The organism is Modestobacter sp. VKM Ac-2978 (assembly GCF_026968025.1).
Lineage (GTDB): Bacteria > Actinomycetota > Actinomycetes > Mycobacteriales > Geodermatophilaceae > Modestobacter.
This window is the reverse complement of record NZ_JAPVBP010000011.1, coordinates 39729-60360: the sequence shown is the minus strand read 5'-3', so window position 1 is coordinate 60360 and position 20632 is coordinate 39729. Positions and strand designations below refer to the sequence as shown.

General features: G+C 74.0%; 24 protein-coding genes. 21 read left to right on the top strand and 3 right to left on the bottom strand.

The features are described from left to right. Positions 1-99: 99 nt before the first annotated feature. From ffh to O2W53_RS22390, 4 genes are read left to right on the top strand one after another with little or no spacing between them, the layout of a single operon-like run. Complete coding sequence (ffh, locus tag O2W53_RS22405) at positions 100-1671, top strand: signal recognition particle protein (RefSeq protein ID WP_036339798.1); 1572 nt, start codon at positions 100-102, stop codon at positions 1669-1671. A gap of 4 nt (positions 1672-1675) precedes the next feature. Continuing rightward, positions 1676-2770 carry an amidohydrolase family protein gene (locus O2W53_RS22400; protein WP_269165272.1) on the top strand — a complete coding sequence of 365 codons (1095 nt, stop codon included), beginning with the start codon at positions 1676-1678 and terminating at the stop codon, positions 2768-2770. A 47-nt stretch (positions 2771-2817) separates the two neighbouring features. After that, entirely contained in the window at positions 2818-4566 is a 1749-nt protein-coding gene (locus O2W53_RS22395) for a proline--tRNA ligase (protein WP_269165271.1), read from the top strand. Next, entirely contained in the window at positions 4559-4930 is a 372-nt protein-coding gene (locus O2W53_RS22390; protein ID WP_269165270.1) for a ribonuclease E inhibitor RraB, read from the top strand. The genes O2W53_RS22395 and O2W53_RS22390 overlap by 8 nt, the downstream gene beginning before the upstream one ends. Here O2W53_RS22390 and O2W53_RS22385 read toward each other — a convergent pair. Continuing rightward, positions 4861-5292, bottom strand: a complete 432-nt coding sequence (locus O2W53_RS22385; protein WP_269165269.1) for a VOC family protein — start codon at positions 5290-5292, stop codon at positions 4861-4863. The genes O2W53_RS22390 and O2W53_RS22385 overlap by 70 nt on opposite strands. Before the next feature lie 154 nt (positions 5293-5446). Here O2W53_RS22385 and rpsP point away from each other — a divergent pair, with 154 nt between their 5' ends. From rpsP to whiG, 15 genes are all read left to right on the top strand, one after another. Continuing rightward, on the top strand, positions 5447-5980 hold the full coding sequence (gene rpsP / locus O2W53_RS22380; protein ID WP_269165268.1) for a 30S ribosomal protein S16: 534 nt from the start codon (positions 5447-5449) through the stop codon (positions 5978-5980). Between the two features lie 3 nt (positions 5981-5983). Continuing rightward, positions 5984-6220 (top strand): RNA-binding protein, encoded by a 237-nt coding sequence (locus O2W53_RS22375; RefSeq protein WP_014742367.1) that lies wholly within the window; start codon positions 5984-5986, stop codon positions 6218-6220. A 44-nt stretch (positions 6221-6264) separates the two neighbouring features. Next, the gene (gene rimM, locus O2W53_RS22370) at positions 6265-6780 is read left to right on the top strand and encodes a ribosome maturation factor RimM (protein WP_269165267.1); all 516 of its coding nucleotides are present in this window, start codon (positions 6265-6267) and stop codon (positions 6778-6780) included. Beyond that, entirely contained in the window at positions 6777-7523 is a 747-nt protein-coding gene (gene trmD / locus O2W53_RS22365) for a tRNA (guanosine(37)-N1)-methyltransferase TrmD (RefSeq protein ID WP_164701909.1), read from the top strand. Before rimM ends, trmD begins: the two co-directional genes overlap by 4 nt. Beyond that, positions 7520-8020: an NUDIX hydrolase gene (locus tag O2W53_RS22360; protein ID WP_269165266.1), complete on the top strand. Its 501-nt coding sequence runs from the start codon at positions 7520-7522 to the stop codon at positions 8018-8020. The genes trmD and O2W53_RS22360 overlap by 4 nt, the downstream gene beginning before the upstream one ends. Positions 8021-8180: 160 nt before the next feature. Beyond that, positions 8181-8537: a 50S ribosomal protein L19 gene (rplS, locus tag O2W53_RS22355; RefSeq protein WP_036339817.1), complete on the top strand. Its 357-nt coding sequence runs from the start codon at positions 8181-8183 to the stop codon at positions 8535-8537. A gap of 136 nt (positions 8538-8673) precedes the next feature. After that, the gene (gene lepB / locus O2W53_RS22350; RefSeq protein ID WP_269165265.1) at positions 8674-9735 is read left to right on the top strand and encodes a signal peptidase I; all 1062 of its coding nucleotides are present in this window, start codon (positions 8674-8676) and stop codon (positions 9733-9735) included. A gap of 196 nt (positions 9736-9931) precedes the next feature. After that, on the top strand, positions 9932-10624 hold the full coding sequence (locus tag O2W53_RS22345) for a response regulator transcription factor (protein ID WP_269165264.1): 693 nt from the start codon (positions 9932-9934) through the stop codon (positions 10622-10624). Between the two features lie 235 nt (positions 10625-10859). Further along, the gene (locus O2W53_RS22340; protein ID WP_269165263.1) at positions 10860-11624 is read left to right on the top strand and encodes a ribonuclease HII; all 765 of its coding nucleotides are present in this window, start codon (positions 10860-10862) and stop codon (positions 11622-11624) included. After that, complete coding sequence (locus O2W53_RS22335; RefSeq protein WP_036339823.1) at positions 11621-11941, top strand: DUF2469 domain-containing protein; 321 nt, start codon at positions 11621-11623, stop codon at positions 11939-11941. Before O2W53_RS22340 ends, O2W53_RS22335 begins: the two co-directional genes overlap by 4 nt. Positions 11942-12069: 128 nt before the next feature. After that, positions 12070-12450: a YraN family protein gene (locus tag O2W53_RS22330; RefSeq protein ID WP_269165262.1), complete on the top strand. Its 381-nt coding sequence runs from the start codon at positions 12070-12072 to the stop codon at positions 12448-12450. Continuing rightward, positions 12450-13970, top strand: a complete 1521-nt coding sequence (locus O2W53_RS22325) for a YifB family Mg chelatase-like AAA ATPase (protein WP_269165261.1) — start codon at positions 12450-12452, stop codon at positions 13968-13970. The genes O2W53_RS22330 and O2W53_RS22325 overlap by 1 nt, the downstream gene beginning before the upstream one ends. Further along, a complete protein-coding gene (dprA, locus tag O2W53_RS22320) occupies positions 13967-15172 on the top strand; it encodes a DNA-processing protein DprA (protein WP_269165260.1) in 1206 nt (401 codons plus the stop codon). Before O2W53_RS22325 ends, dprA begins: the two co-directional genes overlap by 4 nt. An 82-nt stretch (positions 15173-15254) precedes the next feature. Further along, the gene (locus O2W53_RS22315) at positions 15255-16214 is read left to right on the top strand and encodes a tyrosine recombinase XerC (protein WP_269165259.1); all 960 of its coding nucleotides are present in this window, start codon (positions 15255-15257) and stop codon (positions 16212-16214) included. Between the two features lie 48 nt (positions 16215-16262). Then, positions 16263-17060 carry an RNA polymerase sigma factor WhiG gene (gene whiG / locus O2W53_RS22310; protein ID WP_036339894.1) on the top strand — a complete coding sequence of 266 codons (798 nt, stop codon included), beginning with the start codon at positions 16263-16265 and terminating at the stop codon, positions 17058-17060. Between the two features lie 144 nt (positions 17061-17204). Here the strand turns inward: whiG and O2W53_RS22305 are convergent, their stop codons facing one another. Both O2W53_RS22305 and O2W53_RS22300 read right to left on the bottom strand, forming a co-directional pair. Further along, entirely contained in the window at positions 17205-17726 is a 522-nt protein-coding gene (locus O2W53_RS22305) for a DUF4262 domain-containing protein (protein ID WP_269165258.1), read from the bottom strand. A 37-nt stretch (positions 17727-17763) separates the two neighbouring features. Continuing rightward, positions 17764-18291, bottom strand: coding sequence for a M23 family metallopeptidase (locus tag O2W53_RS22300; RefSeq protein ID WP_269165257.1), 528 nt, complete (start codon positions 18289-18291; stop codon positions 17764-17766). Between the two features lie 323 nt (positions 18292-18614). Here O2W53_RS22300 and rpsB point away from each other — a divergent pair, with 323 nt between their 5' ends. Then, positions 18615-19631, top strand: coding sequence for a 30S ribosomal protein S2 (gene rpsB / locus O2W53_RS22295; protein ID WP_269165256.1), 1017 nt, complete (start codon positions 18615-18617; stop codon positions 19629-19631). A gap of 125 nt (positions 19632-19756) precedes the next feature. Further along, entirely contained in the window at positions 19757-20572 is an 816-nt protein-coding gene (tsf, locus tag O2W53_RS22290) for a translation elongation factor Ts (RefSeq protein WP_269165255.1), read from the top strand. Positions 20573-20632: the final 60 nt, after the last annotated feature.

The window sequence follows — 20632 nt, the reverse complement described above, 5'->3', positions numbered from 1 at the left end:
CCCGGGGTGGCCCCGGGAGCCCGAGCCGTGCCGCTCGGCCCGCTGAACTCCCTGGTGGGCCGGCCGGTGGCTGCACGCCAGACTGCCTGAGGACGTGTTGTGTTCGAGACCCTCTCCGACCGCCTGGACAAGGTCTTCACCGGTCTGCGCGGCAAGGGCCGGCTCTCCGACGAGGACATCGACGCGACCGCGCGGGAGATCCGCATCGCGTTGCTCGAGGCCGACGTCGCGCTGCCGGTCGTCCGGTCGTTCATCGCTGCGGTCAAGGAGCGCGCCCGCGGCTCGGAGGTCTCCTCGGCGCTGAACCCGGCGCAGCAGATCATCAAGATCGTCAACGAGGAGCTGGTCGGCATCCTCGGCGGGGAGACCCGCCGGATCCGCTACGCCAAGCAGTCGCCCACGGTGATCATGCTGGCCGGCCTGCAGGGCGCCGGTAAGACGACCCTGGCCGGCAAGCTCGGCCGCTGGCTCAAGGCCCAGGGGCACACCCCGCTGCTGGTCGCGTGTGACCTGCAGCGGCCCAACGCGGTGCAGCAGCTGTCGGTGGTGGCCGGGCAGGCGGGCGTCGATGTCTACGCGCCCGAGCCCGGCAACGGCGTGGGCGACCCGATCGCCGTCGCACGGGACTCCATCGACCACGCCCGCCGCACCCAGCACGACGTCGTCGTCGTCGACACCGCCGGCCGGCTGGGCATCGACGCCGAGCTGATGGCCCAGGCGGCCGGCATCCGGGACGCCGTGCAGCCTGACGAGACGCTGTTCGTCGTCGACGCGATGATCGGGCAGGACGCCGTCACCACGGCGACCGCGTTCCAGGAGGGCGTCGGCTTCTCCGGCGTCGTCCTCACCAAGCTCGACGGTGACGCCCGCGGTGGTGCCGCGCTGTCGGTCCGGCACGTGACCGGGCAGCCGATCATGTTCGCCTCCACCGGCGAGAAGCTGGCCGACTTCGACGTCTTCCACCCCGAGCGGATGGCCTCGCGCATCCTCGGCATGGGCGACGTGCTGACCCTGATCGAGCAGGCCGAGCAGGCCTTCGACGCCGACCAGGCCGAGAAGATGGCCGGCAAGCTCGCCAGCCGCGAGGGCTTCACCCTCGAGGACTTCCTCGAGCAGATGATGGCCATCCGCAAGATGGGCCCGATCGCGAACCTGCTCGGCATGCTGCCCGGCGCCGGGCAGATGAAGGAGCAGCTCGCGCAGGTCGACGAGCGGGACCTGGACCGCACCGCGGCGATCATCCGGTCGATGACCCCGGCCGAGCGCGCCACCCCGAAGATCATCAACGCCTCGCGCCGGGTCCGGATCGCGAACGGTTCGGGGATGAGCGTCACCGACGTCAACCACCTGCTGGAGCGCTTCGCCCAGGCCCAGAAGATGATGGGCCAGATGGCCGGCAGCATGGGCCTGCCGGGCATGGGCCCGATGTCGAAGAAGCAGCGCGGCCGGCAGAACCAGGTGCAGGCACGCGGCAAGGGCAAGAAGGGCAAGGGCGGCAAGAAGGGTGGCCCGGCCCGCCGGCCGATCGGTGCCCCCGGTGGGATGGGCGGGGCGCCCGGTCAGCTGCCCGGCGGGATGCCGGGCGGGGTGCCCGGTCTGCCGCCCGGTCAGGCGATGCCCGACCTGAGCAAGCTGGACTTCAGCCAGTTCAAGGACCAGCAGGGCCGCTGAACCGGTGACCACCGCTGTCGCGCCCGCCCTGCACCTGTCCGGCGTCGTCCTCCCCGAGGGCGAGCACCGCGACCTCTGGGTCACCGACGGGCGGATCACCTTCCAGCCGGTCCCCGGCGCCGAGACGGTCAGCCGCGGTGGCTTCCTGCTGCCCGGTCTGGTCGACGCGCACTGCCACGTCGGCATCGGCCGGGGCGGGGTGCACGCCACCGGCGTCGAGGACCTGCGCGACCAGGCCCTGGAGGAGCGTGCCGCCGGGGTGCTGGCGTTGCGCGACTGCGGTTCCCCGGTCGACACCCGAGTGCTCGACGAGCACCTGGACCTGCCCCGGGTCATCCGTGCCGGTCGGCACATCGCCGCCCCCCGCCGCTACATCCCCGGGCTGGCGATCGAGCTGGAGCCGCCCGACCTGGTGGCCGAGGTGCGGGTGCAGGCCCGGCGCGGTGACGGCTGGGTGAAGCTGGTGGGTGACTGGATCGACCGCGGCGTCGGCGACCTGGCGCCGGAGTGGCCCGACGACGTCCTGGCCGCGGCGATCGCCGCCGCGCACGAGGAGGGTGCGCGGGTCACCGCGCACACCTTCGGCACCGACGCCCTGCCCGGGCTGATCGGGGCGGGGATCGACTGCATCGAGCACGGCACCGGGCTGACCGAGGAGCTGGTGGGGGAGATGGCCCGCCGGGGCACCGCCGTCGTCCCGACGCTGGTGAACGTGGAGAACTTCCCCGGCTTCGCAGCCGCGGGGGAGTCCAAGTTCCCCTCCTACGCGTCCACGATGCGGCGGCTGTACGCGAACTCCGGGGCCGTGGTGCGCGCCGCGTTCGAGGCCGGCGTGCCCGTGTTCGCCGGCACCGACGCCGGTGGGGGCGTCGACCACGGGGTCATCGCCGACGAGATCCGGGCGCTGCACGCCGCCGGGCTGCCCGCCGAGGCCGCACTGGCCGCCGGCTCCTGGGGCGCACGCGAGTGGCTGGGCCTGAGGGGCATCGCCGAGGGTGCCCCGGCCGACCTGGTCGTCTACGAGACCGACCCCCGGGCCGACCTCGACTCGCTACAGCGACCGCAGCGGATGGTCCTCCGGGGCGTCGTCGTCGCCTGAGTCAAACCGCTGGACGGCGTCCGGCGGACGCCTGGGACACTCCTCCCGTGCTCCTTCGGATGTCCTCCCTGTTCCTGCGCACCCTGCGCGACGACCCCGCCGACGCCGAGGTCCCCAGCCACCGGCTGCTCGCCCGGGGTGGCTACATCCGGCGCGCGGCGCCGGGTGGGTTCACCTGGCTGCCGCTGGGCTGGCGGGTGTTCCGGAACGTCGAGCGCGTCGTCCGCGAGGAGATGGACGCGATGGGCGCGCAGGAGGTGCACTTCCCGGCGCTGCTGCCGCGGGAGCCCTACGAGGCGACCGGCCGCTGGACCGAGTACGGGCCCAACCTCTTCCGGCTCAAGGACCGGCGGGGCAACGACTTCCTGCTCGGCCCCACCCACGAGGAGATGTTCACCCTCCTGGTGAAGGACCTCTACGGGTCCTACAAGGACCTGCCGGTCTCGCTGTACCAGATCCAGACCAAGTACCGGGACGAGGCGCGACCCCGGGCCGGACTGTTCCGTGGCCGCGAGTTCACCATGAAGGACAGCTACTCCTTCGACGTGGACGACGCCGGGCTGGACGCCTCCTACGCCGCCCACCGCGCCGCCTACATCAGGATCTTCGACCGGCTGGGCCTGGACTACGTGATCGTCTCGGCGATGTCCGGTGCGATGGGCGGGTCCAAGAGCGAGGAGTTCCTGCACCCGACGTCGATCGGCGAGGACACCTTCGTCCGCTCACCCGGCGGGTACGCGGCGAACGTCGAGGCCGTCTCGACCGTCGTCCCGGAGTCGATCCCGTTCGACGGGCTGCCCGAGGCGCACGTCGAGGACACCCCCGACACCCCGACCATCGAGACGCTGGTCGCGGCGGCGAACGAGCTGTTCCCAGAGGCCGGGTACACCGGCGCCTCGACGCTGAAGAACGTCGTCGTCACCCTGGTGCACCCCGACGGCACCCGGGAGCCGCTGGTCATCGGCCTGCCCGGTGACCGGGACGTCGACACCAAGCGACTGGAGGCGCAGCTCGCCCCGGCCGAGGTCGAGCCGTTCACCGACTTCGCCGCCCACCCCGACCTGGTCAAGGGCTACATCGGGCCGCAGGTCCTCGGCGCTGAGGGGAAGTCCGGCATCCGGTTCCTCGTCGACCCCCGCGTCGTCCCCGGCTCCCGGTGGATCACCGGGGCCAACGAGCCCGGCAAGCACGTGTTCGACCTCGTCGCCGGCCGGGACTTCAGCTGGGACGGCGTGATCGAGGCCGCCGAGGTGCTGCCCGGCGACCCCGCCCCCGACGGCTCCGGCCCGCTGGAACTGGCCCGGGGCGTGGAGATGGGCCACATCTTCCAGCTCGGCCGCAAGTACGCCGAGGCGCTCGACCTCAAGGTGCTCGACGAGAACGGCAAGCTGGTCACCGTCACCATGGGCTCCTACGGCGTCGGGGTCTCCCGCGCGGTGGCTGCGATCGCCGAGTCCACCCACGACGAGCTGGGCCTGGTGTGGCCGCGGGAGATCGCCCCGGCCGACGTGCACCTGGTCGCCACCGGCAAGGACGCCGCCGTGTTCGAGGCCGCACAGTCGCTGGCCGAGGAGCTGGTCGCCGCCGGGCTGACCGTGCTGTACGACGACCGGCCGAAGGTCTCGCCCGGGGTGAAGTTCAAGGACGCCGAGCTGCTGGGCATGCCGACGATCGTGACGGTCGGGCGGGGTCTGGCCGAGGGCGTGATCGAGGTCCGCGACCGGGCGATGGGGGAGCGGTCGGAGGTGGCGGTGGCCGACGCAGCTGCGGCCGTGCTCGCCGCGGTCCGTGGCTGATTCGTCGCTCGCCGAGCAGCTCCGGCTGACCGCCGAGACGGTCGAGGCCAACCTGGGGCACGGCGACCAGGTCGATCGGCCCCGGCCGATCGACCACCTGGCCGGGTTCCGGTCCCGGTCGGCGGCGGTCGCGGCGGGCGAGGAGCTCACCGCGGCCGGCTACCGGGTCGACGGGCTGTACCGCCGCTTCCTCACCGTGTGGCTCGAGTTCAGTGCCATGACGGCGGTGGACCACGAGACGGCGGCCGGCTTCACCCGTGAGGTGGTCGGCATCGTCGAGCGGCACGGGGGCAGCTACGACGGCTGGGGCGGGTTCCTGGTGGCCGCGGAGTCCGGCGACGAGGGCACCAGCTCCACCTCGTAGCCGTCGCCGTCGGCCAGGTACGCGGCCCGGTGCTCGGGGCCACCGGCGAACGGGTGCCGGTCGGCGAACAGCAGCGACCAGCCGTGGGCGGGGGCCTCGGCGACCAGCGCGTCCAGGTCACCGTCCACCCAGAACGCCAGGTGGTTGAGCCCCGGCGCCCGTCGCTCGTGCCGGTCGCCGACCAGGGCCGGGGACTGTTCCAGGACGACGTACACGTCGCCGCTGGACCAGGAGCGCCCGAGCTCCCACGACTGGTAGGGCCGTGCCCCCAGTCGGGTGAGCAGCCACCCCCAGGAGCGCTCGGCCCGGGCGAGATCGGGCACCCACAGCTCGACGTGGTGGAGCAGGCCGGTCCTGGCCACAGCGGTCCTCCTGGGATCTGGCATCATGGTCTGTCGAACACGGCGGTGGGCGGCCCTCTCACCATCCCCGCCCGTGTCCAGCGCTCCGCCCCGGCGTACCCCCACGCGTCCGTCCGGCGAGCAACCACACACGTTCGAGGAGCACACCACACTCGTGGCCACCAAGATCAAGCTCATGCGCCTGGGCAAGATGCGCGCGCCGTACTACCGCATCGTCGTCGCCGACGCCCGCACCAAGCGGGATGGTCGTTCGATCGAGACGATCGGCAAGTACCACCCGAAGGAGGACCCGTCCTTCATCGAGGTCGACGGCGAGCGCGCCGCCTACTGGCTCGGCGTCGGCGCCCAGCCGACCGAGGCCGTGCGGGCCATCCTCCGGGTGACCGGCGACTGGCAGAAGTTCAAGGGCGAGCCGGCTCCGGCCCCGATGAAGGTCGCGGCGCCCAAGGCCGACAAGAAGGCCATCTACGAGGAGGCCGCGCGGGCCGCCATGAGCGAGCCGTCCGCCGACGCCACCACGCCGAAGAAGAAGGCCGCTCCCAAGGCCGCTGACGCTCCTGCCGCTGACGCTCCCCAGGCTGCTGCCGCTGACGAGGCGCCCGCCGCCGAGCCGGCTGCCGCCGCCGAGGCACCGGCCGCCGAGCCGGCTGCGGCTGAGCCCGCCGCGGCCGAGAAGCCCGCCGAGTAAGACGTGCTCGAAGAGGCGCTCGAGCACCTGGTCAAGGGCATCGTCGACAACCCCGACGACGTCGTGGTCGACCTCGTCAACGGCCGGCGCGGCAAGACCCTCGAGGTCCGGGTGCACCCCGACGACCTCGGCAAGGTCATCGGCCGTGGCGGGCGCACCGCCAAGGCGCTGCGTCAGGTGATGACCGGTGTCGGCGGTCGCGGCCTCCGGGTCGACGTCGTCGACACCGACGGGCGCTGAGCACTCCCGGCGCCTCCGGCGCCACCCCGCAGAACACCGACACCGTGGTGGTCGGCCGCATCGGCCGACCCCACGGTGTCCGTGGTCAGGTGACCGTCGAGGTGCGCACCGACGACCCCGACCTGCGGTTCGCCCCGGGGGGCACGCTGCTCACCGAGCCCGCCACACGGGGGCCGCTGACCATCGAGGCGGCCCGCTGGCACAGCGGCACGCTGCTGCTCACCCTGCTGCTGCCCGACGGCACCGTGGTCGCCGACCGCGAGGCGGCCGACGCGCTGCGCAACACCATGCTCCTGGTGCCCGTCGCGGCCCTGCCGGAGCTGGACGACCCCGACTCCTTCTACGACCACCAGCTGGTCGGGCTGGCCGCCGAGCTGCCCGACGGCTCCCCGGTCGGGGAGGTGACCGGCGTGCGGCACGAGGGCACAGAGCTGCTGGTGCTGCGCCGTCCCGAGGGCGGAGAGCTGCTGGTGCCGTTCGTCACCGCGATGGTCCCGACCGTCGACCTCGCGGCCGGCCGGCTGGTCGTCGACCCGCCCGAGGGACTGCTCGACCTGTGACGTTCCGGATCGACGTCCTGACGATCTTCCCGGAGTACCTCGCCCCGCTGGGCCAGTCGCTGCTGGGCAAGGCGGCGGCCAGGGGACTGGTCTCCGTCGGCGTCCACGACCTGCGGCAGTGGACCGACGACGTCCACCGCACGGTCGACGACTCGCCCTACGGCGGGGGGCCGGGCATGGTCATGCGCCCGGAGCCCTGGGGGAGGGCGCTGGAGGCCGTGCGTCCTCCCGGCACCCGGCTCGTCGTCCCCACGCCGGCCGGGCGGCCGTTCACCCAGGCGGTCGCTGCCCAGTGGGCCACCGAGCCCGGGCTGGTCTTCGCCTGCGGCCGCTACGAGGGGATCGACCAGCGGGTCGCCGACTGGGCCGCCGAGGGCGGTCCGGTCTCGGAGGTCTCGATCGGCGACTACGTGCTCGCCGGCGGGGAGTCCGCGGTGCTGGTGATGGTCGAGGCGGTCACCCGGCTCCTCCCCGGTGTCGTGGGCAACGCCGAGTCGGTCGAGTTCGACTCGCACGCCGACGGGCTGCTCGAGGGCCCGTCCTACACCCGGCCGGCGACCTGGCGCGGCCACGAGGTGCCGCCGGTGCTGCTCTCCGGTGACCACGCCGCGATCGCCCGCTGGCGGCGGGCCCAGTCGCTGCGCCGCACCGCCGATCGCCGTCCCGACCTGCTCGCCGGGCTGCCCGACGGGGCGCTGACCGCCGCGGACCGGGCCGCGCTGGACGCGGACCCGCAGGCGTGACGTCGCGCGTCCGGGTCCGCCCGTCGGCCCGGGTGCTGGTGCTCGACCGCGAGCAGCGGGTGCTGCTGTTCGGTGGGCGCGGCCTGCAGCCGAGCAGCGGAGCCGGGGGCGTCGAGTACTGGTTCACCCCGGGCGGTGGCGTCGAGGACGGCGAGGACCTGCGGACGGCGGCGGTGCGGGAGCTGGCCGAGGAGACCGCCCTGCTGGTCGAGCCCGCGGCGCTGGAGGGCCCGGTGTGGCTCCGCCGCTGGCAGGGGCGGTGGGGTGACACCCTGCTGGACGCCCGGGAGACCTTCTTCGTGCTGCGCGACGTGGTGCACGACGTCGACGTCAGCGGGCGCACCGAGCTGGAACGGCAGCTGGACGAGCCGTATCGGTGGTGGTCCCTGGCGGAGATCGCCGACAGCGTGGAGGCCTTCGCCCCGCGGGACCTCGCCGCGGCGCTGCCGGAGGTGCTCGGCGGCCCGTGGACGGGGCCGCCACGCGTCGTCGACTGAAGATGTGGCACAGTAGTGAGCTGCTGCAGGCCGTCGGTTCACCCCGACGGTGGCTCCGCACCCGCACCGGGCGGTGGAGCGCAGCCACCCGGTACGGATGCACCGGGACACCGCTGCCCGTACCACGACGACTTTCCCGCTAGGACTGAGGACTGCTGCGATGAACACCCTGGACGCCCTCGACGCCGCGTCGCTGCGCGACGACATCCCCACCTTCCGGCCCGGGGACACCGTGAAGGTGCACGTGCGGGTCATCGAGGGCACCCGTGCGCGTGTCCAGGTGTTCCAGGGCGTCATCATCCGTCGCCAGGGTGGCGGCATCCGCGAGACCTTCACCGTCCGCAAGGTCAGCTTCGGCGTCGGCGTGGAGCGCACCTTCCCGGTGCACACCCCGGTCGTCGAGAAGATCGAGGTGCTGACCCGCGGTGACGTGCGCCGCGCGAAGCTGTACTACCTCCGCGAGCTGCGCGGCAAGGCCGCCAAGATCAAGGAGAAGCGCGAGGTCGTCAGCCGCTGACCTCCAGCGATGTGAACGACCGGGCCGGCTGCACTCGCAGCCGGCCCGGTCGCGTTCGTGGGGGACGGCGCCGGCCGCACCGGTCGGCGGGTGGGTCGCCGGACGTGTCGGCCGGCGGACCGTACGCTGGGCCCCGATGAGCACGCACGGGCCTGCTGAGCCTGCCGACACCGGCGATGCCGGGCGTCCCACCTCCGCCGACGAGAACTCTGCCGACCCCACCGCCACGACCCCGACCGGGTCGGCGGCCGCCAGCCGAGGCCGCGGGCGGGAGGCCAAGAAGGGCTCCCTGCTGCGTGAGCTGCCGGTGCTGCTGGTCATCGCGTTCGTGCTCGCCCTGCTGGTGAAGACCTTCCTCGTGCAGGCGTTCTTCATCCCGTCGGGTTCGATGGAGCAGACGCTGCACGGCTGCACCGGCTGCACGGGTGACCGGGTGCTGGTCAACAAGGTGCCCTACTGGTTCGGTGAGCCCGAGCCCGGCGACATCGTGGTGTTCCAGGGCCCGGACACCTGGTCGCCGGAGATCGCGGTGGAGGAGCCCACCAACTGGTTCACCGGCGCCGCGCTGACCCTGGGCCGGGCGATCGGCGTCGCCCCGCCCAGTGAGGACGACTACGTCAAGCGGGTCATCGCCACCGAGGGGCAGACCGTCGAGTGTTGCGACCCGCAGGGGCGGGTCATGGTCGACGGCGAGCCGCTCGACGAGCCGTACATCCACCAGGACTCCCCGCTGAACACCGGGGGCTCCGGGGGGCGCGAGTTCCCCCCGGTCACCGTGCCCGAGGGGCGGCTGTGGGTGATGGGCGACCACCGCTCCGCGTCGGCCGACTCCAAGCAGCACATGGACGACCAGTACGCCGGCACCATCGCTGTCGACGACGTCATCGGCAAGGCGGCCCTGATCGTCTGGCCGCTGGACCGGTTCACCCTGCTCGACAGCCCGGACATCCAGGCCGGCCAGGCGGACGCTGCGGGCGCCGTCGGGCCGGAGCCGGCACCGGTGCAGGACACCGCAGCCCTGGCCGCCCCCTACGTGCTCGGGCTCGGTGGCGCGCTGCCGCTCACCGCCTGGCGCCGGCGGCGTCGTTCCCGGGGTGCCCGGCTGACCGGGCCGTCCCGCCGCCCGCCGGGCACCGGCTGGCGCCGGGTCCGTCGGCCGGTCCAGACCCGGCCCGGCCGGGAGACGCACACCGACTGATCTCGGGCTCCCGGAGGCGGTCGTCGAGCCGCCGCGCCGGGGCTGTACCTCCCGGCTGTCCCTGCCGCGTTCGGCATGATCTGTGCGCGTTTGCGGCGGACTCCCCGAGAAGTTGTTCAAGCACTCCGTTCACTCGTCCGATGGACAAGCAGAGAGTCACCGGACCTTGAACGGAGAGTCAGCTGTGTCTACCCCGATGGTGAGCACCCCCCGCGGCGTCACCCGCGTCCTGATCCTCGCCGACGCCCCGGTCCTGCGCCGTGGGCTGGTCGGCATGATCAACGAGACCGCCGGCATGCAGGCGGTGGGCACCCCGGGGGAGCCGCGTCGCGCGCTGACCCTGGCCGAGTCCGCTCGGCCGGACGCGGTGGTGGTGGAGCTGGGCACCGGCCGGGCGGCCACGCTGAACGCGGTGCGGGACCTGCGTCGCCGGTTCCCGCAGCTGGCCGTGGTGGCGCTGGCGACGTCGGAGGACCCGGGTGTGGTGAACGAGGCGCTGGCCGCCGGGGTGCGCAGCTACCTGCTGATGAACACCTCCCCGACCCTGCTGGGCTGGGCGGTGCTGGCTGCGCGGGCCGGGCGCACCGTGGTGGACCCGCAGATCCGTCGCGGGGAGGGCTCGGCGGAGCCGGTGTCGCGGGAGCTGACCCCGGAGGTGCCGCTGACCCGCCGGGAGTCCGACGTGCTCGACGAGCTGCTCCAGGGCCAGTCGAACCGGGCGATCGGGAAGAACCTGTTCATCTCCGAGGACACCGTGAAGTCCCACGTCAAGGCCATCCTGCGCAAGCTGGGCGCCCGCGACCGGGCGCACGCCGTCTCCCTGGTGCTGTCTGCGCGCAACCCGGGCTGCTCCTGCGGGGCACACGCCCTCACGTCTGCCGACGCCTGACCCGGCAGCCACGACCACGGTCCGCGCACCCACGGTGGCGCGGGCCGGATGGACCGCCGGAGCGGGCTCCGCTCCGGCACGCCGGTCGGATCGGCGTCCGCGCCGCTGACCAGCCGCCCCGAGCCGGTCCCTGTTCCCCCAGGGATCGGCTCGTGGTGCGTTCCGGGGTGCGATCGGACGCGGACCCACCGGGTGCCCTGGCGGGTCCGGGGCAGCGACGTAGGGTCGGCAGGCGATGGCCGCTCGACCTGGTGCTGCAGACCCCGCCGACGACCTCTGGACGATGGAGCGCTCGCTCCGCCGCCGGGGGTTCGCCGCCATCGCCGGGGCGGACGAGGCCGGGCGGGGCGCCTGCGCGGGCCCGCTCGTGGCCGCTGCGTGCGTGCTCCCCGCCGGACGCCGCGGGCGGGTTCCCGGGCTGGCCGACTCCAAGCTGCTCACCGCCGCCACCCGGGACGAGGTCTACGCGGAGGTCGTCGACCGGGCGATCTGCTGGTCGGTGATCGCGATCCCGGTGGGGGAGCTCGACGCGCGCGGCATGCACGTGACCAACATCGAGGCACTCCGTCGCGCCGTCCGGGTGCTCGACCCGTGCCCCGACTACGTGCTCACCGACGGCTTCCCGGTCAGCGGCCTGTCCCAGCCCTCCCTCGCCGTGTGGAAGGGGGACCGGGTGGCGGCCTGCGTCGCGGCCGCCTCGGTGCTGGCCAAGGTCACCAGGGACCGGACGATGCTGGAGCTGGACGGGCGCTTCCCGCAGTACGGGTTCGCCGAGCACAAGGGGTACATCACCGACGCGCACAGCGCCGCCCTCGACGAGCACGGGCCGTGCCCGGAACACCGGATGCGCTTCGTCAACGTCGCGCGGGCCCGGGCCGCACACGCCGCGCGGACGCCACCCCTGCCGGGAGCAGCGGCCATGCACGATGATGGACCGGTGCCGCCCGGAACCCCGGCTGCGGCACTGACGTCCCCGGCCCCGATGGAGCACGCGCGATGAGCACCGAGGACCTCGAGAAGTACGAGACCGAGATGGAGCTGCAGCTCTATCGCGAGTACAAGGACATCGTCCGGCAGTTCTCCTACGTCGTGGAGACCGAGCGACGCTTCTACCTGGCCAACAGCGTCGACCTCCAGGTGCGTGACGCCGGGGGAGAGGTGTTCTTCGAGCTGACCCTCTCCGACGCCTGGGTGTGGGACATGTACCGCCCGGCCCGGTTCGTGAAGAACGTCCGGGTGGTGACGTTCAAGGACGTCAACGTGGAAGAGCTGGACAAGCCCGACCTGGAGCTGCCGGACAACCCGCGCCTGCCCTGATCCCGGTCGCCGGTCACCCTGGCCGGTGCTGAGGCGGGTCCGCCGGCCGCCGTCCACAGTGCGGCCGTCCGTCCACAACCCGGCCGGGGCCCTGGCCCCGCCGGCCTCCCGACGGCGACGGTCGACGGGTGCCGAATCCGCAGAAGTCCCCGCCCGGCCACCGCGCCGCCCTCGGTGCCTACGGCGAACGGGTCGCCGTCCGGGCGCTGACCGACGCCGGCCTCCAGGTCCTCGACCGCAACTGGCGCTGCCGAGACGGTGAGCTCGACGTCGTTGCTCGGGACGGCCAGGCGTTGGTCTTCTGCGAGGTGAAGACGCGCACCGGCACCGGGTTCGGGCACCCGGCCGAGGCGGTGACCGCGAGCAAGCGCCGCCGGCTGCGGTCGCTGGCCCGTGCCTGGCTGGCGGCGCACGACCAGCACGCCCCGGACCTGCGCTTCGACGTCGTCGGGGTGCACGTGCCGTCGTCCGGGCCGGCCCGGGTGACGCATCTGCGGAACGCGTTCTGATGGCGCTCGCGCAGACCTGGTCGGTGGGGTTGGCCGGCGTCCAGGGGGCGATGGTCGAGGTGGAGGTCGACCTGGCGCCGGGGGTGCCGACCGTGGCGCTGGTCGGGCTGCCCGACGCCGTCGTGCGCCAGTCGGTGGACCGGGTGCGGGCCGCGCTGCTCAACAGCGGGCACGAGTTCCCGCTGCGCCGGGTGACCATCGGGCTGTCGCCGGCGGCCATGCCCAAGCAGGGCAGTGGGTTCGACCTCGCCCTGGCCGTCGCCGTGCTCGCCGGTGCCCGGGTGGTGCCCGCGGCCGCCGTCCGGGAGCTGGTGCTGCTGGGGGAGCTCGGGCTCGACGGGTCGCTGCGGGCCGTCCGTGGGGTGCTGCCGGCCGTGCTGGCTGCTGCGCGGGCCGGCCACCGCGAGGTGGTGGTGCCGGAGGAGAATGCGGAGGAGGCGGGGCTCGTGGAGGGCATCGCCGTGCTGGCGGCCGGGAGCCTCCGTCAGGTGGTGGCCCACCTCGCCGGGAAGGCCGTGCTCGCCCCGCACGTCCGGGCCGCGGCCGCCCCGGCGCCACCGGGGCCCGACCTGGCCGACGTGGTGGGGCAGGCCGCGGGACGCCGGGCGGTCGAGGTGGCCGCCGCCGGTGGCCACCACCTGTTCCTGAGCGGGCCGCCGGGTGCCGGCAAGACCATGCTCGCCGAACGGCTGCCCGGGCTCCTGCCGCCGCTGGACGAGCAGGCCGCCCTGGAGGTGACCGCCATCGCCTCCATCGCCGGCACCCTCCCGCCCGGTGCACCGCTGGTGACCCGGCCGACGTTCGAGGCGCCGCACCACTCGGCGACGATGGCCGCCCTGGTCGGCGGCGGCTCCGGCCAGATCCGTCCCGGAGCGTTGTGCCGTGCGCATCGCGGGGTGCTGTTCCTGGACGAGGCGCCGGAGTTCCCCCGGGCCGTGCTGGACACGCTGCGCCAGCCACTGGAACGCGGCGCAGTCACGATCCACCGGGCCAACGGGTCGGCGACCTTCCCGTGCCGGGCGCAGCTCGTGCTGGCCGCCAACCCCTGCCCCTGCGCCAGTGCGGCCGGTGACACCGCCTGCACCTGCAGCGCCCTGGAACGCCGGCGTTACCAGTCGCGGCTGTCCGGGCCGCTGCTGGACCGGATCGACCTGCGGGTCACCCTGCCGCCGGTGACCCGGGCCGCCTGGCTGGACGGCCTGGGCACCCCGGAGTCGACTGCGGTCGTCGCGGCACGGGTGCGGGCCGCGCGGGGTGCGGCGGCCGAACGGCTGGCCGGCAGCGGCCTGGCGCTTAACAGCCACGTGCCGGGGCGGCTGCTGCGGGAGCGCTGGCCGGTGCCGCGCGCGGCGCTCGCGCTGGCGGAGCGGGCACTGGAGCGCGGGTCGCTGTCGGTGCGCGGCTTCGACCGGGTGGTGCGCGTCGCGTGGACGTTGGCCGACCTCGGAGGCCTCACCGTGCCCGGCACCGACCAGGTCGCCGAGGCGCTGGGCATGCGCCTGCAGCGAGCCGCGGCATGAGCGGCGGTGTCGACCCCGAGGTGCGGCGGGCGCGCGCGTGGTTGTCCCGGGCGCTGGAGCCGGGGTCGGTCGCGGTGTGGCGGTTCGTGGAGGACGCCGGTCCGGTGGCGGCTGCCGCTGCGTTGCGGGCGGGCACCGCCCCGGCCGAGGTGCAGGCGGTGGCCGGTGCCCGGGCGGGAGAGGACGCCAGCGTCGAGGACCTGCGGCGGGTGGAACGGTGTGGAGGCCGGCTGGTGACGCCGGAGGACCCGGAGTGGCCGGCGCTGCCGCTGCACTCCCTGGCCCTCGCCACCGAGGACGGGCGGGGGCTGGTGGACGGTCGGCTGCCGAACCGCACGCTCACGCTGGTGCCGCCCCTGGCGTTGTGGGTGCGCGGGGCGGCGTCGCTGACCGGGTTGGTCGACCGGTCCGTCGCGCTGGTCGGGTCGCGGGCCTCGACGGCCTACGGCGAGCACGTCGCCGGGGAGCTGGCGCACGGGCTGGGGGAGCGGGGCTGGACGACCGTCTCGGGGGGCGCCTTCGGGATCGACGCCGCGGCGCACCGGGGTGCGCTGGCCGCCGGGGCGCCGACCGTCGCCGTCCTGGCGTGCGGGGTCGACCGGGTCTATCCGGGTGCGCACTCGGCGTTGTTCGCCCGGGTGCTCGACGAGGGGCTGCTGGTCAGCGAGTGGCCGCCCGGGTGCGCGCCGCTGCGGCACCGCTTCCTGGTGCGCAACCGGCTGATCGCGGCACTGACGCGGGGCACCGTGGTGGTCGAGGCGGCTGCCCGCTCCGGCGCGCAGGCCACCGCCAACCGGGCGCGCGAGCTGGGCAAGGCGGTGATGGCCGTCCCCGGCCCGGTAACCAGCGCCATGTCGGTGGGGTGTCACCAGCTGCTGCGGGACCAGGGGCACGCCGTGGCGCTGGTGACGTCGGCGGCCGAGGTGCTGGAGGCGGTGGGCAGGCTGGGGGAGGACCTAGCGCCGCCGGTGGAGCGGGCGACCGTGCCTGGTGACTCGCTGTCCGATGTCGCCCGGCGGGTGCTGGACGCCTGCCCGGTCCGGATCGGGGTGCCGCCGGAGCGGCTGGCCGCGGTCGCCGGGTGCTCGGTGGTCGACGTGCTGCGGGTGCTGCCGGCCCTGGAGCTCGCCGACCTCGTCGAGTGGACCGGCACCGGCTGGCGGGTCCGTCGGCCGCCCAGGGAGCGCGAGCCGGCTCGGTGACCCCTGCCGGGTGGATGGCCGCGGTGCCCGGTCTGCGGCGCGCCCGGTTGACCGGCCCGCCTCGCCGACGGACGCTGCGCCCATGGCCACCGGGACCGCAGAGCTGCGCGCCGCGCTCCCGCCTGCGCTCGCCGAGTCGCTCGCGGGCTGGGAGGAGCACCTGCGGCTCCAGCGGGACCTGTCCGAGCACACCGTCCGGGCCTACGTCGGAGACGTCGTCTCGCTGCTGGACCACCTGGTCCGGCGCAGCGGTCACACGGCCGCCGACCTGGACCTCGCCACCCTGCGCAGCTGGCTGGCCCAGGGACGGACCCGCGGGGACAGCCGGTCCACCACCGCCCGGCGGGCCGCGTCGTCACGCTCGTTCACCGCCCACCTGCGCCGCAGCGGTCAGGTCGCCGAGGACGTCGGGCTGCGGCTGGCCAGCCCACGCGCGCACCGCACGCTGCCCGGCGTGCTCGGCGCCGACCAGGCCCGTGCGGTGCTCGAGGAGGCGGCGCGCCCGCCGGCCGAGGAGGAGACCCCGGCCGACACGGCGCTGCGGCTGCGCAACGTGCTGGTCGTCGAGCTGCTCTACGCCAGCGGGGTGCGGGTCGGGGAACTCGTCGGGCTGGACGTCGACGACGTCGACCGCGGGCGCCGGCTGCTGCGGGTGCTGGGCAAGGGCCGCAAGGAGCGCAGCGTGCCGTTCGGCGCCCCGGCGGCCGACGCCCTGGAGGCGTGGCTGGGTCGGGGCCGTCCGGTGCTCGCGACGGGGAGCAGTGGACCGGCGCTGTTCCTCGGCGTGCGCGGCGGCCGGCTGGACCCGCGGGAGGCCCGCCGGGTCGTGCACGCGGCGGTCGCTGCCGCGCCGGGCACCCCGGACGTCGGCCCGCACGGGCTGCGGCACTCCGCCGCCACCCACGTGCTGGAGGGCGGCGCCGACCTGCGCAGCGTTCAGGAACTGCTGGGTCACGCTAGCCTCGCGACGACGCAGGTCTACACGCACGTGACCGTCGAGCGGCTCCGGGCGGTCCACGCCCGCGCTCATCCGCGGGCATGAGGACGGCGTCGGTGCACGCAACAGCAGAGTTCGAGCGGGGGAGTGCAGGTGTCTGAGGCGACGGTCCGGCAGGTCGGTGCGAGTGGGGACCCCGACGCCCACGTGATCGAGCTCTGGTCGCGCTACGTCGAGAACCGGGACACCGGGCTGCGCGACCGGCTGATCCTGCACTACGCGCCGTTGGTCAAGTACGTCGCCGGCCGGGTGGGCAGCGGCCTGCCAGCGCACGTGGAGCAGGCGGACCTGGTGTCCTACGGGACGTTCGGGCTGATCGACGCGATCACCCGCTTCGAGCCCGAACGGGAGATCAAGTTCGAGAGCTACGCGATGGCCCGCATCCGCGGCGCGATCATCGACGAGCTCCGGTCCACCGACTGGATCCCGCGCTCGGTCCGGATGAAGGCCCGGCAGTACGAGCGGACGGTCGCGGCCCTGGAGTCGAAGCTCCAGCGCAGCCCGACCGACGAAGAGGTCGCCGACGAGATGGACATGGACGTCGAGGAGATCCGCAAGTTCCTCGGCCAGCTGTCCCTGGTCAACGTGGTCGCCCTCGACGAGCTCCTCGTGGACGACGACGGCTCCGCTCCCCGCCTGGGTGACACGCTCAAGGACACCAGCGCGCTGGACCCGCAGGCGATGGCCGAGCACGGCGAGGCCCGGCAGCTGCTGGCCCGCGCCGTCGAGCAGCTCCCCGAGCGGGAGAAGGTCGTCGTCAGCCTCTACTACTTCGAGGGCCTGACCCTGGCCGACATCGGCCGGGTCCTCGGGGTGACCGAGAGCCGGATCTGCCAGCTGCACACCAAGGCCGTCCTGCACCTGCGCACCAAGCTCGCCGACATCGCCTGACCCGGACGGCCGTCGGCCGCTGCTGACGTCCGCCCGGACCGGCATGACGGCAGCCCTGGGGTCGTCGTCATGTCGACCCCGACCTCATCGGGCAGCTGCTGATCGAGGGCCGCTGATCCCGGTCGGGACCGAGGGCAGCTGGGCTCAGCTGCTGGGCGACTCGTCACCCGGCAGCGGCCCCAGCAGCGGTTGGGCCTCCGGCGGGTTCCGGTGGCCCTCCTGCCAGGGCAGCCGGCCGGTCGAGTCCGGCCAGACGAGCTGGAGCACCTCAATCGAGCCGTAGAACTGCTCGGCGACCGCGAGCCGTGCGGTGTCCTCGACCGCGAGGAAGACCACCGGGGAGTCGGCGTCGGTCAGCCCCGTCGTGGCCGCGCCGGGGCCGAAGCGGGCACCGCCGCGCACCGCCTCACCCACGAGGTTGAGGTACTTCTCCCCGGCCGGGAACGGCAGCCCCACGACGATCACCTCGGGGTGCCCGAGCGCGGTCAGCCCCACGGTGTGCGACCACCGCGGGTCACCGGCGCCGCCTCCGCCGCCGTGCAGCACCGCCCAGCCGAACCGGTCGACCACCTGCCGCAGGCCCTCCAGCGCCTGACCGGGGTCCTGGTCGGGGGCCTGCTGCTCGGTGGCCTGCTCTTCGGGGGCCTTCTTCCGTCGCCAACGCACGCCCGGACGGTAGCGCCGTCACCGCCGTCCGGTGGGCTCAGTGCCACGGGAGCAGTCGCACCCGCGGCGGACGCAGCAGTGCCAGCGGGTCCAGGTACGTCTCGCCACGGCGCAGGCCCCAGTGCAGGCAGGCGTCCACCGGGCAGCCGGCGTGCCCGGCCATCAGCACGCCCAGCGGGGAGCCCCGGGCCACGGACTGACCGGCGGCCACCCCCGCGGTCACCGGCTCGTACGTCGTCCGCAGCCCGTCGGCGTGGTCGACGCTGACCACCGGCCGGCCGGCGACCATCCCGGCGAAGGCGACCACCCCGTCGCCGGCGGAGAGCACCTGTCCGTCCATCGCGCCGGTCAGGTCCACCCCGCGGTGCCCGGCCGCGTACGGCGTCGCCGGGGCGTCGAAGGGCCGACCGACCGTGGGTGTGCCCGGCAGGGGCCAGCCCCAGAGTCCGGCGGCTGGTGCCGGTGCGGGGGTGGACGCGGCGGTGGGGGCGGCCGATGCCCCCGGCAGGCCGGTCAGCAGGACGGCGACGACCAGTGCGGCGAGCGGAACGCGGCGTGGGGACACCCGCCAGAGGTTGCCGTCGGACGTCGCCGAGCGGAGGCGCCGGCGCGAGGTCGTGGACGCCCGGGGGCCCTGGGGACGACCCGGTCGGACCGCGGTCGCCCAGGGCGTATGCTCGTCGATGCGGTCCGCCTCCGGCGGATCGACTTCGCGTGTCCTCTTCCCGCTGCTGCAGCGGGGCAGTCGTCACCTCGGTCCCGCCTCCTGGCGGGTTTCGGTGGCGCAGCCGGACACCAGGGCGGCGCACCTCCCGGTGTGTCCGCGACAACCGAGCAGCGCGGCGTCGGCCCCCGGCCGCCCGCGCACGAGAAGGAAGGCGGCGCCACGTGGCAGTCGTCAGCATGAAGAACCTGCTCGACAGCGGGGTCCACTTCGGGCACCAGACCCGTCGCTGGAACCCGAAGATGAAGCGGTTCATCTTCACCGAGCGCAACGGCATCTACATCATCGACATCCAGCAGACGCTGGGTTACATCGACCAGGCCTACGAGTTCGTGAAGCAGACCGTCGCCCACGGCGGCTCGATCATGTTCATCGGGACCAAGCGCCAGGCGCAGGAGGTCATCGCCGAGCAGGCGACCCGCGTCGGCATGCCCTACGTGAACCAGCGCTGGCTGGGCGGCATGCTCACCAACTTCCAGACCGTCTACAAGCGGCTGGAGCGCCTCAAGGAGCTCGAGGACCTCGAGCAGACCGGCGCGCTGGTCAGCCTCTCCAAGAAGGAGCAGCTGGTCCTCTCCCGTGAGAAGGCCAAGCTCGAGCGCTCCCTCGGCGGCATCCGCGACATGAAGAAGGTGCCCAGCGCCGTCTGGATCGTGGACACCAAGAAGGAGCACATCGCCGTCGGCGAGGCTCGCAAGCTGAACATCCCGGTCGTCGCGATCCTCGACACCAACTGTGACCCCGACGAGGTCGACTACAAGATCCCGGGCAACGACGACGCCATCCGCAGCACGGCGCTGCTGACCCGCGTGATCGCCGACGCGGTCGCCGAGGGCCTCATGGCCCGCTCCGCGGCGCAGGCCAACGCCGGTCGTGGCGAGGACGGCGCCGAGGCACCGGCCGGCGCCGAGCCGCTGGCCGACTGGGAGCGCGAGCTGCTGACCGGTGGCGCCGCTGACGCCGCCGCCCCGGCTGCCGAGGTCGTCCCGGCCGTCGCCACCGAGGCCGAGGCCGCCCCGGCTGCCGCCACCGAGGCCGAGGCCGCCCCGGCTGCCGCCACCGAGCTGCCCGAGACCCCGGCCGACCCCCCGGCCGTCACGGCCAACGAGGTCGCCCCGGTCGAGGGCGTCCCCGCCACCGGTGACCAGACCACGGGCACCCAGGGCGCGCAGAACGGCTGACCGGTCGGCGCCGCTCCTCCCCGCCGCGTGCGAGGAAGGGCGGCGCCGCCGTCTGCCCGGCCCCAGGCCGGCACCTCACCTCGCGGGGTCCGCGCCCCGCACCACCACCGATCAGAGGAAGTGACATGCCTGCTTTCACCGCAGCCGACGTGAAGCGTCTCCGTGACGCCACCGGCGCCGGCATGATGGACTCCAAGAAGGCCCTGACCGAGGCCGATGGCGACTACGACAAGGCCATCGAGTTCCTGCGCGTCAAGGGCGCCAAGGACGTGGGCAAGCGCCTGGAGCGCTCGACCACCAACGGCGTGGTCGTCAGCCGCGACGGGGCCCTGCTCGAGCTCGACTGCGAGACCGACTTCGTCGCCAAGAACGCCGACTTCGTCAAGCTCGCCGAGCGCCTGCTCGACCTCGTCGTGACCGAGAAGCCGGCCGACGTCGACGCGCTGATGGCCACCCAGGTCGACGGCCAGTCGGTCGCCCAGCTCATCGAGTCGGAGTCGGCCCGCATCGGCGAGAAGCTGGTGCTCTCCCGATTCGCCGTCTTCGAGGGCACCACGGCGGTCTACCTGCACAAGCGGGCCACCGACCTGCCCCCGGCCATCGGTGTCGCCGTGCAGTACTCCGGCGGCGACGCGGACGCGGCGCGTTCGCTGGCGATGCACATCGCCGCCGCACGTCCCCGCTACCTGACCCGCGAGGAGGTCCCCGCCGACGCCGTGGAGACCGAGCGCCGGGTCGCCGAGCAGACCGCGAAGGAGGAGGGCAAGCCCGAGCAGGCGATCACCAAGATCGTCGAGGGGCGGGTCAACGCCTACTTCAAGGACTTCGTCCTGCTCGAGCAGCCCTCGATCACCGAGCCGAAGCGCACCGTCAAGCAGGTCATCGCCGACGCCGGCCTGACCGTCGACCGGTTCGCCCGCTTCGAGGTCGGCCAGGCCTGAGCTGCACCTCCGAGGCCTGAGACCGCTCAGCCCACGGAGATCCACCGGCCCCGTTCTCAC